Origin of the sequence: Salinisphaera dokdonensis CL-ES53 (genome assembly GCF_040361215.1) — a bacterium.
Taxonomy (GTDB): Bacteria; Pseudomonadota; Gammaproteobacteria; order Nevskiales; family Salinisphaeraceae; genus Salinisphaera; species Salinisphaera dokdonensis.
Genome location: NZ_APND01000005.1, coordinates 261,439 through 275,590 on the forward strand (window position 1 = coordinate 261,439; position 14,152 = coordinate 275,590).

At 58.9% G+C, this 14,152-nt stretch carries 7 protein-coding genes and 1 riboswitch; all 7 genes read right to left on the reverse strand.

What is annotated here, in order from left to right; genetic code table 11:
- The 7 genes from SADO_RS15890 to SADO_RS15920 all read right to left on the reverse strand — a co-directional run bounded on the left by SADO_RS15890 (window position 1) and on the right by SADO_RS15920 (window position 13,926).
- A complete protein-coding gene (locus tag SADO_RS15890; protein ID WP_353113152.1) occupies window positions 1-609 on the reverse strand; it encodes an XrtA/PEP-CTERM system exopolysaccharide export protein in 609 nt (202 codons plus the stop codon).
- 523 nt (window positions 610-1,132) lie between these two features.
- Window positions 1,133-3,991 (reverse strand): XrtA/PEP-CTERM system TPR-repeat protein PrsT, encoded by a 2,859-nt coding sequence (gene prsT / locus SADO_RS15895; protein WP_353113154.1) that lies wholly within the window; start codon window positions 3,989-3,991, stop codon window positions 1,133-1,135.
- A gap of 11 nt (window positions 3,992-4,002) precedes the next feature.
- Window positions 4,003-5,370 carry a PEP-CTERM-box response regulator transcription factor gene (prsR, locus tag SADO_RS15900; protein WP_353113156.1) on the reverse strand — a complete coding sequence of 456 codons (1,368 nt, stop codon included), beginning with the start codon at window positions 5,368-5,370 and terminating at the stop codon, window positions 4,003-4,005.
- Window positions 5,367-7,451 (reverse strand): XrtA/PEP-CTERM system histidine kinase PrsK, encoded by a 2,085-nt coding sequence (gene prsK / locus SADO_RS15905; RefSeq protein WP_353113158.1) that lies wholly within the window; start codon window positions 7,449-7,451, stop codon window positions 5,367-5,369. Before prsK ends, prsR begins: the two co-directional genes overlap by 4 nt.
- Window positions 7,451-8,857: a TIGR03013 family XrtA/PEP-CTERM system glycosyltransferase gene (locus tag SADO_RS15910; RefSeq protein WP_353113160.1), complete on the reverse strand. Its 1,407-nt coding sequence runs from the start codon at window positions 8,855-8,857 to the stop codon at window positions 7,451-7,453. The genes prsK and SADO_RS15910 overlap by 1 nt, the downstream gene beginning before the upstream one ends.
- Before the next feature lie 1,348 nt (window positions 8,858-10,205).
- Window positions 10,206-11,306: a non-hydrolyzing UDP-N-acetylglucosamine 2-epimerase gene (wecB, locus tag SADO_RS15915; RefSeq protein WP_353113162.1), complete on the reverse strand. Its 1,101-nt coding sequence runs from the start codon at window positions 11,304-11,306 to the stop codon at window positions 10,206-10,208.
- Between the two features lie 76 nt (window positions 11,307-11,382).
- Window positions 11,383-13,926, reverse strand: a complete 2,544-nt coding sequence (locus SADO_RS15920) for an RIFT barrel domain-containing protein (RefSeq protein ID WP_353113164.1) — start codon at window positions 13,924-13,926, stop codon at window positions 11,383-11,385.
- Between the two features lie 91 nt (window positions 13,927-14,017).
- Window positions 14,018-14,107, reverse strand: a riboswitch (cyclic di-GMP riboswitch).
- Window positions 14,108-14,152: the final 45 nt, after the last annotated feature.

Consider the following 14,152-nt stretch of genomic DNA (forward strand, 5'->3'; position numbering starts at 1 on the left):
CTAGAACATCGTCCGCGGGATAATCACGACATCGCCCGGCTGCATCGCGACATTGCTGGCTATATCGCCGCCAAGCAGCCCCTGCAGTTGAAGCCCATAAGTCTTCTGTTCCCCACTCACCTCGCGCACGAGTCGCGCTCGATTACCTGCAGCAAACTGGGTAAGGCCTCCCACGTTGATCATGACGTCGAGCAACGTCATACCGCGCCGGTAAGGCATCGACTGGGGCCGCGCTGCCTCACCGACCACTCGCACCTGATCCTCATAGGTGCCGACGAAACTGGTGACGATCACGGTGACCAGTGGGTCGCGAATGTAAGCCGACAGGGCGGTTTCGAGGTCGTCCGCGAGTTCGATCGGGTTCTTCCCGGCCGCGGTCATCTGCTCCACGAGTGGAATGGAGATATTCCCGTCGGGGCGCACCGGAACGCTCATGGATAGATCGGGGTTGTTGCGAACGTGTATTCGCAACCCATCCCCGGGCCCGATCCGATAATCCGGCGCCTGGGCCGTTTCCCCGACCGGCTGTGGCGGCGGGGTCGCACAGGCCCCGAGCACCATCAGTGCCAGCGCAGCGAAGACCACACGAGAAATTGTTTTGGCTTTCATTTTTTTTACCCCGTTTACAGATCCACGGCTCACCTGATCCACAGCGAGACGCACTACTGGCTCTATCGACCTCTCACTGATGCGCCTCTAGGTGAACATCAGATAGTCCTTCGAAAAGATAAAATTCATATCTTGTCGGTCTTTTGAACACTGTAGCTTTTTCTTCCACTTTTATCTATTTTTTAATTCTTATTAAAAACTGACACTTGAAGGAGAACGCGTAATTAGCCGCACACAGAAACAAATAAAGCACCTTTTAACAGCTGCTTATTACAGTAATGCGCACTTCCGGAAACGGCAGAAAACGATTTGAAAAACTACTCACGAAAAATATTTTTGTAATATTTTTCGACATATTCTTCGCTTCATTTCTAATTAGTATTTTAATTACGCGCAACATTGTTTTAGTCCAACTATTTGATGCTTTGATGTTTAGCTCACATAGCATCCATCAGAGTTCATCCCGATCCTTATTCAAACCGACCTTGCTGTGAAATGAAGGATCCGCCTGCTCCGCCATTTATCAGCCGTCGGTAGGCGTTACGGGCAAAGCAAGCATTTGCGACAGTTGATTCGCACGAGCACGGGCCTCGCCCTCCTCCTGGCTTGCCATTAGCCGTCCCAGTATTTCTCGAGCCTCTGCCCGTTCGGCTTCAGCAGAAGAACCCGCGAGTGCAAACGCCAGGTGGTACTGAATCTCAAGCAGTCCGGGGGCCGCCTGCGCTGCCTCACGAATAAGCGCAAGGCCGCGTGACCGATCACCAGACCGCAGTTCGATCCAACCCAGCGTGTCGGTGATTGCTGGGTTCCCGGGGGCGAGTGCGTGTGCGCGCTCTGCAAGCTTTAGAGCCCGCTCGCTGTTCGTTTCGGCATACAAGAGCGCGAGGTTGTTCAACGCGGCAGGATTCTCAGGCTCGCTGGCGAGCACCGTTTCGTACGCATTGGCCGCCTGTGCCGTGCGTTTTGCCGACTCGAGCCACTGCGCATACACGAGACGCACCTGGGCGTCGCTCGAGTGTGCGGTCAACCACTCTTTCAGCGCCTCTCCAGCAGCTTCGTCGCCCGAACGTCGGCGCGCCTCGAACACTTTGAAAGTCAGGGCCTGGCTTGGCTTGAGATTTCGCGCGCGCTCGTACGCCTTCGCGGCTGCCGCGAACTGACCCTGAGCAGAATGAATGCTGCCCTTAAGAACTTCTGCGGCAACCTTGCCCTCGGGATTACGGGCCAACTCGTCCGCGGTCGCCATGGCCGTATCGACGTCCCCTTGGCGTAGTTGTGTCATCGCGAGTGAGGTAATCGCCGGCGCGTAATCCGGGAAACGGTCGTGGACATTCGTTAACTGCTCCCGGGCCGCGTCCAGTCGATTCGCAGCCAGCTGCGCGCGTGCTAGATCCATGCGATAGCTACGCGACTCGGGCTCGATCTGTACGGCACGAGCGAGATCCTCGATACCCTCATCAATCCGATCGGCCGTGATCAGGGTGACCCCGTTGAGGTGCCGCATCTCGGCATCGTCGGGCTGCCCATCGGCAAGCTTCGACGTGACATTGACTGCCTTGCCCGATAGACCGGCCGCAAGGTAGGCACGACTCAAGGCCACCGCGATGAACCGATCATCGGGCCTGGACTCATAGGCCTTCTCCAACCATTGGAGTGCGGCGCCCTCGTTTCCCTGCACGCCCTCAAGTTTTGCCATAGCGAGCAGGGCATTCGGATGCGCATTGGGATCAGCACCATCCAGCAGCGACTCAAGCTGTGTGCGAGCCCGATCAAAATCCCCCTGGCGCATCGCCAGCAAACCTAGCGCGAGCTGGAAACTTGCGTCTTGCAAATTCTCTGCCAGGCCGGCCTCAAGCACGTGCTGAGCCTCGTCAAGTCGAGCCGCCGCAACATAGGCGGTCGCCAGGAGCCTCTTCATGGCCGGCGAACCGGGATTTTTTGCGGCAAGCGCCTCAGCTTGCGTCACCGCCTGATCGATCTTGCCTTCCTTGATAGCCAAAGCGACGCGGAGCTGCGCGGTACTCTGGCCATCGGCGCCATCACTGCCATCAACGGCGTCAAGCAAGGCCGTTGCCGCTTCGCTGTTGCCCGCATCGACCATTCGGGCAGCCAGGCCGATCGACCAGGCGCCGTTGATCTGCTGATCCGACTCTCCGAGCGCAAACTGCAACGCACTTTCGCTATCGCCGGCACTTACGAGCGCCTCGGCCAACATTGCCCGGATCTGCGGGTCGTTGGGTGAAGCCGCCAATGCGTCCTGAAGCCGCTCCACCGCAATCTGGGCGCGGCCCTGTTTTACTTGCAACGAGGCCAGCATTCGCAGCGCAGACCGATTGCCCGGCGTTCGCGCCAAGGTTTCGTTGAGATAAACCTCGGCAAGCTGATACTCGCCTTGGGCCATCTTGACCGATGCGAGCAGCGTGAGTCCGCGCGGGTTCTGCGGCGCTAGCTTGAGCAGCCGTTGCAGGTGCGTAGTTGCGGTCTCGTAATCCTTGTGGCGGATCGACACCAGCGACTGCAGGTAGTTGGCATAAGGGTTGTCAGGCCCCTCCTTGATAAGAATCGCGACGTTCTCTTCGGCCGGGCCGAACTCCTGGAGCTGCAACTGACAGTCAGCGAGGAAGGCGCGGGCCACAAACCGTTGCACGCGCGAGACCTCGGTGACCGGCAAACCGACGACATGCTCGAAATCGTTGATTGCATCGGCACAACGCCCGTCGCTATAGGCGAGCCCGCCACGCGCCTCGAGTGCGGGCAGAAAATCGGGGCTGACTTGCAGCGCACGGGTCAGCAGTTCCCCGGCCCGCGCGTCGTCGCCCGACCGCTGAGCCAGCCGCGCCTGGCCTACCAGCCCCGCCGGATAGTCCGCCTGCAATTCGAGGGCCTCGGCAAAAGCTGCTGCGGCCTCTTCGTCGCGATCGAGGCCGAGCAAGGCGTCGCCGCGCAGCGCGAGTATTTCCGCGCCATCTGGCGAGTCGGCCAGTCGGGTGAGTGCCTGATCGAAACGCCCCGCTCCGATCAGCGCCTTTGCCAAAGGCCGGTTGATCTCTTGCGCAGAAACGCCGAGATCACTCGCACGCTGGAGATGCTCAACCGCATCCTCGTACTGCGTGGTAGCGAGAGACAGCCGTCCGAGGAGCAGCCGCGCGCCGCCGTGCGATGGCTCTTTCTGAAGCACGTTCTTCAGATGAATCTCGGCCGCACGGTATCGCCCGGCCTCGACGTCAGCCGAAGCCTTCTCCATCCGACTGTCGATACTCTCGGTAAAGCCACAGCCCGCGATGGCGAAACATGCCGCCAGCACCATGAATATCAGGTAGTTATGCCTGCGCAGCATCCCGCTCATCGTGCTTACCTCATGCCCGTGTTGATCGACCGACATATGCTTCACCGTCAGACCTGCGAGGGTTGCATGCTGTGTTTTCTCATCATGTCGTACAGCGCGGGACGCGAAACGCCCAGCAGTCTCGACGCCTTGGATACGTTGCCCTCGGCCATGCGTAGCGCACGTTCCAGCGCTCCCCGCTCGGCTTCGTCGCGAACCTGACGCAGATTCAAGCGCAGAGGGGTATCGCTTTCGCTTGTGGTGTTCAGACCGAGATCCGCCGCGGTCACGAATTTGCCGTCTGCCATGATCACCGCGCGGTTGATGCGATGTTCCAGTTCACGCACGTTGCCCGGCCAGGAATAACGTTCGATCGCCACAATCGCTTCGGGCGCCAGCCCCCGGAGGGTGATGCCGTTGGTCGCGGCAGCCTTTTCAAAGAAGGCTTTGGCAAGCACCACTACATCACCGTCGCGCTCGCGAAGCGGAGGAATCGTGATCGATATTTCCGCGACGCGGTAGAACAGATCCTCGCGAAACTCGCCTTCCGCAATACGAGCGGTGAGATCGCGGTGCGTTGCACAGATCACCCGTACATCAACCGGGATCTCTTCACGACCGCCGACGCGTTCGACCACGCGCTCCTGTAGAAAGCGCAACATCTTCGCCTGGAGTGAGGCCGGCATGTCACCGATCTCGTCGAGGAATAGCGTGCCGCCTTGAGCCAGTTCAATCTTGCCCGGACTCTGGCGATTGGCGCCGGTAAACGCGCCCTTCTCATAACCGAACAATTCGCTCTCGAGCAGATTCTCGGGGATCGCCGCACAATTGATGGCAACGAAACGTCCGTCCCGACGCGCACTCAGATTGTGAAGCGCTCGGGCAAGAACCTCCTTGCCCGAGCCGGTCTCGCCCAGCAACAACGTCGTAGCGTTGGTGGGTGCAACCTTCTCGACCAGACGACACACCTTGAGCATCACATCGCTGGCCGCTATAAGCCCTTCCAGCGGACCACCGGTACTGTGCCGTAACGCCCGGTTCTGGGATTCGAGGTCGGCGATATGGAAGGCACGGGCGATGATCAGGCCGAGAACGGCCGTATCGATTGGCTTGGGATAGAAGTCGTAGGCCCCGAGGGCAATCGCTCTCAGGGCGTTATCGTCTTCGCCGTTACCGGTCGCAACAATGACTTTCGTTTCCGGCGCGAGACGCAGAATCTCGGACAGCGCCCGCATACCCTCTTCAACGCCATCCTGCTCGGGAGGCAACCCCAGATCGAGTACGACGACCTGCGGCTCGTGTCGGCGCAGGGTCGCAATCGCATCGCCTCGATTCTCGGCGAATACGAGTTCGTACGAATCGAAACTCCATCGCAACTGGCGCTGCAGAGCGAGGTCGTCTTCGACAATCATCAGTGTGGCTGTATGGCGTTTCATTTCATTCCGACCGCCATGGGGCGGGCCTCCAGATGTTCGATGCCCGCAGAGGGAAGAATTACCGTGAAAGTGGTCCCCACACCCGGAACACTTTCAACTTCCACATGCCCGCCCGCGGCGCGAGCAAAGACGCGAGCCTGATATGCCCCGATGCCCATGCCGCGGGAGGATTTCGTACTACAGAACGGTTTGAACAGCGATTCACGTATGAAGGCCGCGCTCATGCCGATACCGTCATCGGAAACGGCAATGCGCACGGTCTTGTCCGCGGTGATAACCCGAACATCGACCTGGCCTTCGCTCCCCGTAGCGTCCTGGGCATTGCGAACAACGTGGCCGAGAATCATCCCGAACCGCTCGGGATCGACGGTCACGAACGCGTTGTCCTCGCATGCAAGCGACGGTACGGGCTTACGAACCTTGAGCGTCGACATCATCTGGTCCGCGACAGCGAGCACAGAGACCCGTCGCACTCGATCGGTATCCCCTCCGTCACGCTGCAATTGCTCGAGCAGTCGCTGCATTCGCGTCACGGAGCTTTCGACGGTCATGATCATGTCGTCTATGAATTCCGGGTTCCGCTTATGCTTCTCTGCGTTCTGAATGATCAGCGACTGCTGTGATGCGATGTTCTTCAAGTCGTGCATGAGGAACGCCGTGAGCCGGTTGTAGGCTTCGAACTGACGCGCCTGCGCAAGCTCGACGTGACTCTCCTGCTGGCCGAGAAAACTTCCCACCTGGCTGCCCAGGGTCCGAAGCAGATCGAGGTCCTCCCAGGTCAGCGCGTAACCCGCTCTGGGCACCGCAAGCACCATGAACCCCAGCAGGCGTGCTTCGAAGAACAGCGGAACGATCAGACGTGCGCGGGGAATGCGCGACAGCCATACCGGCAGCGCCAGATTCTCGTAATGGGCCGAGTTTCGGGCGTACTCGTCGAGATCGACGATCCAGTGCCTATCGCGCAGAAAATCGACGAACGACGTATCTATCGCCTCCGCCGTATTTTCCGCGGGCGCCATGTTCCACTGGGAGACGAAGTCGTAGACTCCGTCGCGCTCGAGCCATAGCGCGCCGGCCGGGCTATCGAGGATATGGGCGACCGCGCGAATCGAGCGCTCATAAGGATCGCTCGACTCGTCTGTCTGTGTGAGACGACGCGTCAAACCGAGCCACTCCTCGCGGTAATCGTATTTGTAATTGAAAAAGTGCTTCTTGATATAGACCTTCGCTCGCGCCCGGATCTGGCCCGACAACAAAAGCACGGAGAACGCCAGGAGCGTGACGACGACGAACAACACACCAAGAACGTCGCTCCAGCTGCCACCGAAGTTACGGATGTAATAACCGCCGAGCGCGGTGAACAGCAGATAGGCGCCCGCCACCACAAGCGCGCCGGTGTGGAATGCCGCCTGATGCGACAACCGCAGATTTCGAGACCAGGAGGGGTTGCGGTCTGCGGATACGGCGATGAGCGGAACAGCCAGTGCGTTGACCACGCCGCGCGCTTCCCAGACGTTAAGTGGAATACCTGCGTAAAGCAGCGCATGCGAATACATCACGAAGTCGTAGGCAAACAGCAGCCCGACGGCAAGCACCAGATATTTCATACCCCAGCGCTCGTCCGCATTCGCTGTCCGATAAATCTGTTCAAGCATCACCAGCGCACAAAATGCGATCGCGGCGACACCGATGAAGAATCCGGTGCTGCGCTGGGTTGTCGCTTCGGCCGCCGGTTGCCAGATCATCTGGCCGAGCAGCATGGTCGCGAGCAACACCGGCAATGCCAGGGCCATCGTCTTGATCAGCCGGTTCTGTCGGAAGGAGGCGCGCGGTAGAAGCCATGACAGGAACACCAGCCACGCGCCACCACGTACGGTCTCTGCGAGATCTAGCCATGGGCCAGCGATCTGCAGGACCAATGCGGCAGCCATCATCAGGCACCACGCGGCATTCGCCCCGCATGCCACCACCAGCAATCGGGTCTGAGTACCCCCTTGGGTACAGGCGAGCAACACCGTGAGACCGGCAAAGGCCAACCCACCCACGCTATTGGAAAGCAGCCAGACATCGGTGGGGCTCATCAGCGTCCTCCCTTGCGAAGGAGTACGACTTCGACCGTGCCCAGAAGAATCAGCAGATCAAGAAAGACGCTGCGATTCTTGATGTAATAAAGATCGAGCTGGAGCTTGCTGTTGGCGTCATCCTCCGACGCACCATAGGGATAGCCCACCTGTGCCCATCCGGTGATACCGGGACGCACATGCTCGCGTATCCGGTAATAGGGCAATCGAACCGCCAACTCAGAGACAAATTCCGGACGCTCCGGCCGCGGGCCAACCAAGCTCATTTCTCCGCGTAACACGTTGAACAGCTGCGGCAACTCGTCGAGTCGGTACTTGCGAATCACCCCACCAACGCGCGTCACGCGGGGATCATTCCGAGTGGCCCACTGCGCTACTCCGGCGCGTTCCGCGTCCACAATCATGCTGCGGAATTTCCAGATCTCGAAAACGCGCCCGCGATGACCAACTCGCCGCTGACGAAACAGCAGGGGCGCGCTTGTGCCCTCCTCGATCATGATTGCAAGGGCAACACCTGCCATAACGGGCAAGGCGATGGGCATCAGCAGTAACGAGGCGGTAATGTCCACGACCCGCTTGACGAAGTCCTGGACCGGCGTTACGCGGAAACCGTAGGAAAAAATGAACCAGCTCGGCTTGAGCAGTTCGGTCTTGACCTTACCCGTCTGGCGCTCGTAGAACGTTACCGTGTCGATGATATTCACGCCGGCCATGCGGCAGGCGAGCAACTCGTCGGTCGGAAAACCCCGTCGATTGTCGTCCATAGCGACCACGATCTCGTCGACGCGCAGGGCTCGAACATGCGAGAGCAGCGACGCGTCGGAATCCAGCAGCAACGACGGCGAGACCTTTCGTTCCTCGCCCTCTACGGGGACGCAACCTACCGTATGGAAGAGCCTCTGATCACTGCGCCGGCGAAGAAATGCCAACAGGGCGCCCGCATTTTCTCCGGCGCCGAGGAAAAGCACTCGCCACGGCGACGCGCTGCGATCCACAGCAAGATAAAAGGCAATCTGTATCGTCAGCGAAAGCACCAAACCCAATGCAAGCGCCAACGCGAACACCCCCCGGCCAAGATAGAGCGACGGAAGCACGTAGAACAGAAGCATCAGCAACAATGCGCCCAGACCGCAGCCGGTCAGTACACGCAACGTGACCTGAAGATGGCCATCCCGAAGACGCGGATTGAGCACGCCCACCGCGCACATGCCAAACATCAATGCGGCGGAAAAAACAAAGGCCTGGGGAAGCAGCAACACAGGCTCTTCGGTCATGGGCACCGCGTATCCGAGAAATCGGATACGTGCTGCAACATAGACCAGAACAATCAGCATGAGGGCTTGAAAGACGCCCAGCAGCAGATAGCGGACATGCATGTAATGATTGAACACACGTAGCGTGTTCATCGCATGAACCGCTGTTGGCGACCGGCCGCTGCACGTGCGATCAGTTGCGCGCCGACACTACGCAAATCGGTTCGATCAGCCGGTTCGCGGTGCGCGCACAGGTCGGCGTGCGGCGACTCGCGAACAATGCCCGCTGAATCAATCGCCTTGCCACAACCCACCTGAATGAAATGCTTCAGGCCCCTCGTGTACATCGTTGTCCCCTCGCCTCACCAGACCTTGGTCCGCCGCGGCTGACAGCCGAGTTATATCACTCTCAACAACACCACCAACAATTTCGTGTCCGTCCTCTTCCGGCGCTAATCACCAAAATCGAAACCGAATAGCCAGAAACCTTGCACACCTCTGAACGAGTCACGGCCGCCGCGCGAGCCAGCGTCTAAGCGCTCCGCCACCAATCAGCAGGGCGGCGCCTACTGCCAGCAGCAACACCTCCTTCGGCTCCGGGACCACGGATGTACGATTATTGGCCTCCTGCGACTCCTGACTTTGGATGTCCATACCCGCCGATACGGCGTCCCGTTGTGACCCTGGCAAAACCAAGCGCGGCTCGATACCGAAATATGTCAGCAAGGTCTCCGTTCGCTCTTCCACCTCTGAACCCAGTCCCAGCAATCGCGAAGATTCGTCGCCCTTCCTATCTGCCGGCGCACCTGAATCTCCCGTTTCCCCGATCCCTTGGCCAACGTATCTCTCGGTCGACTCATCCTTTCGGTTTGCCACAATCGGACTCGCCGCTGCTGTCAGACAAACCGTCACCAGAAGCCATGCCGCGACACTTCTGATCGTTGCGCGCAATACGAGTGGCAAATTTCTCGGCACGGACCACCCCTGAACCAGTGTGCGAGACGGCTCAGTGATAAGCCTCCCGACAACTGTAAGGCGATCTAAGCAATCAATGTGCCAAAAAATCAAAAAATCTGACTAATGCTTATCTTCATGTTTATTAGACTTTTTTTCTTATTATTTTTCAATTGCGCGCAAAATTAACGTGTCTTCTGTTTGTTTTTCTGACAAGCACTGAAAACTTACATCGCCGGCTACTGGCGGTATTTATTGCACGTTTTGGACCGGCGCGATGCATATCAGCCGAAAATTTGCAGCACCATGAGATCTTTTTTATTTTAGCTCAAAGGCTTGCGAACGGTTTCAATAATTCGCGAGAACACGATGCATCTGCTGATAACAGCGCGCAAAACTGTAGCGCTGACCGACACCCCGATCATGCATGTACTCAACCCCATAGCCGTGCAGCGGCCTCGCAACAGCACTGCGAAGCAGAAATAGAGGGAGTCGGCAGAATTGACACCGCCAGGGAAAGGCGGTCCACGCTATCTTGAATCGCCGGTCAGCTACCTGTACGACGGCGCAAATCGGCAACAATTCGGTGCGCCGCCTGGCCATCCCATAATTCGGGCGGCTCCGCTTTTATGCACACGGACGCCACGACTTCGGCCACCGCGTCTACGAGCTGAGCAGGCTTGATGAGCCGATTACTACCTTGGCTCGTTGTGATCGGGCGCTCGGTGTTCTCGCGCAGAGTGAGGCACGGAATCCCAAGGTAGGTCGTTTCTTCCTGAACCCCGCCCGAGTCGGTTATTACGATTCGCGACTGGGTCACCAGGTTCATGAAAGCGAGATAACCTAGCGGCTCCACCACCCTGATGTACGGCGCCTGCTCGAGTGTTTCCGAGAGGCCGAACTCCGCGAGCCGTGCCTGTGTGCGAGGGTGAACCGCGAAGACCAATGGCACGCTGCGACTGACGTCGACAAGTTGATCCACCAACAGCCGAAGCGTTTGCGGATCATCGACGTTGGACGGGCGGTGCAGCGTTACGACGCCGAACTCCCCTGCTGCGAGACCGAACTTTTCGCACGTACCCTCGTCCTCGATGCGCCCTCGAGCCAGTTCGAAGGCATCGATCATCACGTTGCCAACAAATTCGATCTTGTCGGGCGACACCCCCTCGGCCAGAAGGTTTTCATTCGCATCGACGGACGGCGTCCACAGCAAATCGACGATTGCGTCAGTAGCGAGCCGATTGATCTCTTCCGGCATACGGCGATCGCGGCTTCGCAGCCCCGCTTCCAGGTGCGCAACACGGATACCCAGCTTCACGGCCGCTAGTGCACAGGCAATGGTGGAGTTCACGTCACCGACCACGACCACCCAGTCCGGGCGCTGCTCAACGCAGACCTTCTCGTAGGCCATCATGACGCGGCCCGTCTGCTCGGCGTGACTCCCGCTGCCAACCTCGAGATGAATATCGGGTGCGGGCAGATCGAAGTCCCGGAAGAAGGAGTCCGACATATTCGCGTCGTAATGCTGCCCCGTATGAACCAGTCTCACGCGGCACCAGTCTTCTGGCGCCAACGCATGAAAAAGCGGCGCAACCTTCATGAAATTGGGTCGCGCCGCCGCTATCAGGTCTATCTGGATCGTCCGCACTTCGAGGCCCGTCGCTAGGAGTGTCGACCTAGCTTAGGTCATCGATGAGCACAAAAAGAAGTCTACTCGTACAGAGCTACTCCCTGGGTACTACCGCAAAGTTGGAATAGTTGCTGTAATCAGGCTGCACATCGCGATCGGCAAAAATCTGCCAGGCCAGATCTCCGTCGGCGACACCACTCGACGCCGCCATGGCAAGGCCGATCTGGAAATTCGACGGAAAGCCGGTCGGCGAGAAGGCATAACCGGACATCTCACCACGGTCGTACTTGCCACCGGCCCAGAGATTGACCATTTCCTGGCTGTTGCATTCCAAGCCTTGAAGCTCGGGGAACGTCTGCTCGTAGGCGCGATCCAGCGAGGCGTAATCTTCTCCACCTTTCACGTCGCGAATCTGCAACTTGTAGACGGCGGCCTGGAGCCAGCAGTAGCCGTCGGCACTGCCTTTCCAGTTGGTCATGCGACCGATCTGGAAAGTGGACAGCCACTTGAGCAAACGATCTGCGCCTTCAACGCCCTGATCCGCCGCGTGTCCAACGGCCCAGGTAAAGAAGTCCTGCTGCCACGGCGCGATACCGACACGGTCCTGCCCGTTCATCGGATAGATCACGGCACTGGAGTTGTTCAACACGTGAATCGGACTGCCGCTGTCGGTTAGTTCGCGGTTGTACTCGGCAATATTGTTTTCGACGAGTCCTTCGTAATAGGACTTCAGCGGGTCCTCGTCAGGCGTCGCGAAAGCCGCATCCAGGATCGAGCGCAGCGACCATGCCTGTCCACGCACCTGGCCCACCAGGTGGCCCTTTTCGTAGTCGCGGTACTGGGCGTTCATCCAAAGTTCGACATAGGAGGCGACGAACTGCATTTCCTCGAGGTAGTAATAATCGCCCGTTGCCAGATATGACACATACCCGGTCGAGGGGTGGTGTGCGATGTTGAAATCGAGCGGGGTCTTGCACTCTTCGGCTCGGGGAGGATTCGAACCGCCAGGACATTTAGGCAAAAGATCCTTTTTCCAGCTGGATTTGGAGGTGTTGTTGGCGAAGCTGAACGCAGCAATCGAGACATAAGGGTGACGGGTGATCTCCAATGGGCGCCCCGTCTGCTCGTCGCGATAATGGAAACTGTAGCTACCCACCGAGTCGTCGTTGACGAGCATCCAGTTGAATGCCCGCGGGTCCGAAGAAACCACATAAGCCGAAGTCCAGCGCGGCAACGGCCCGATGGATGGCTGCGCGCCTGTATTCCCCATACGCGCCGTCTGGTCACCATTCTTCATCGGTTCATAAACCGTGGTCTGCTTGTCCAGAAATTCGTCGGTCGGCGTCACGTCGGCGTAGCGCGAAACGGCTCGGCTTTCCTGCAACTGCTCACTGTTCAGGCGCACATACGCTTTAGGCGATTCCTGCCACCAGAGAACCTTGTGCCAACGGGCATGGTCATAATGCGTCAGCCCACTGACGTTGTAGCTTTCGGTACCCGTATTGACCGTAGCTTCGTAGTCCACGTTCCGGGGCGCCGATTTATAAGCCCAGTTGTTTTCGACCACCGTGTCCACGCGTACCCGCGCGACACCGCCCGAGCCGTCGGAATAGGCACGAATATGAAAATAGGCGGCTAGATTGTCGTGATCCCCGTTTGACGCGCTCAGGGGGCCGCCGACAATCCATTCCGACACGAGTGGGCCCGACAGCCACTGCTTGCACTGCACGCCCCAATCGGTACAGACCCCACTACCGGTTGCGTTCTGCAACATCTGACGAGCACTCGCCTGGTAGTTACCGCTGCCCGAGGAGATATCGAGCGTTGTGTCGAAACTGGTCGCCAGCAATTGCCCAGCGGTGACCGGTCCGCCCGTGGCGGCCTCACTGCTGCCCACATCAAGTACGACAAGTGGCGAGCCGCCAGCGGCAAGCTGCGGCAGGCGTACGGTAACGATCGCATGACGTAGCGAACCATCGGGCCACGTGGCTTTCGCGTCGACTTGAAGCGGAATACGCGCACCATCCGCGCTGGCCTGGAGTGAGTCAGCGGACTGAACCGAGCCCTGCGCGAACACCTGGCCCGCAGTCACCAGCACGTCCGTCTGGTTTCGGTCGGACTGACTTTGCACCTGAAAGTTGGACACCCCGGCGTCGGACCACTCCTGGCTGACGCCACCGGTCGTGGGCGTCGCTTCCCCGTCTTCTGACTCACCTTCCACCGGCGCGTCAGGCTCGGGTTCCTGTGGCTGCTCTGGTTCGGGTGTCTCCGGTTCCGAGGGATCGGCCGGCGCACCCGTGCTGTCGCCGTCGGCGTTACCCTCGCCCGCTTCGGGGTCGGATCCATCGCCTCCATTCTCGGCAGGCGACTCATTACCACCGCTGACGGGCGGCGTGTCATTGGTGACCTCTTCTTCCGTCACCTCTTCTTCTTCGTCTTCGGACTCGGTCGGCATCTCCATGCCCGAGCCACCTTCTCCGTTGCTCGATCCCGAACCGGCTTGCTCGGTAACCGGCGCCGGAGACGTGATCGGCTCGCTACCGCCGTCCGACGATCCGCCCGAACTACAGCCCGGCAGAATAAAGCAAAAGAAAACCAGGAAGTTTGCAAACATGCTGACTCGCACCTTCTGTGTCATTTGATCACCACCATTGACGGCGGCTCCAGCGACACATCGCAGACGTGCAAGCGTGGCGGAACCGTTATTTAAACGCCGCCAACGCATTGTTGCCGGTAGCTCGGCCATCATGGCGCCGGGTGGCGCTTTAGACCCGAGAGCTTTGCGTCACGACCTTTCGGCCGCTATGCCTTTTTCGTGCTCGAAACACTATTCATCGATTTTTTTAGAGTCAAATACCCGAACA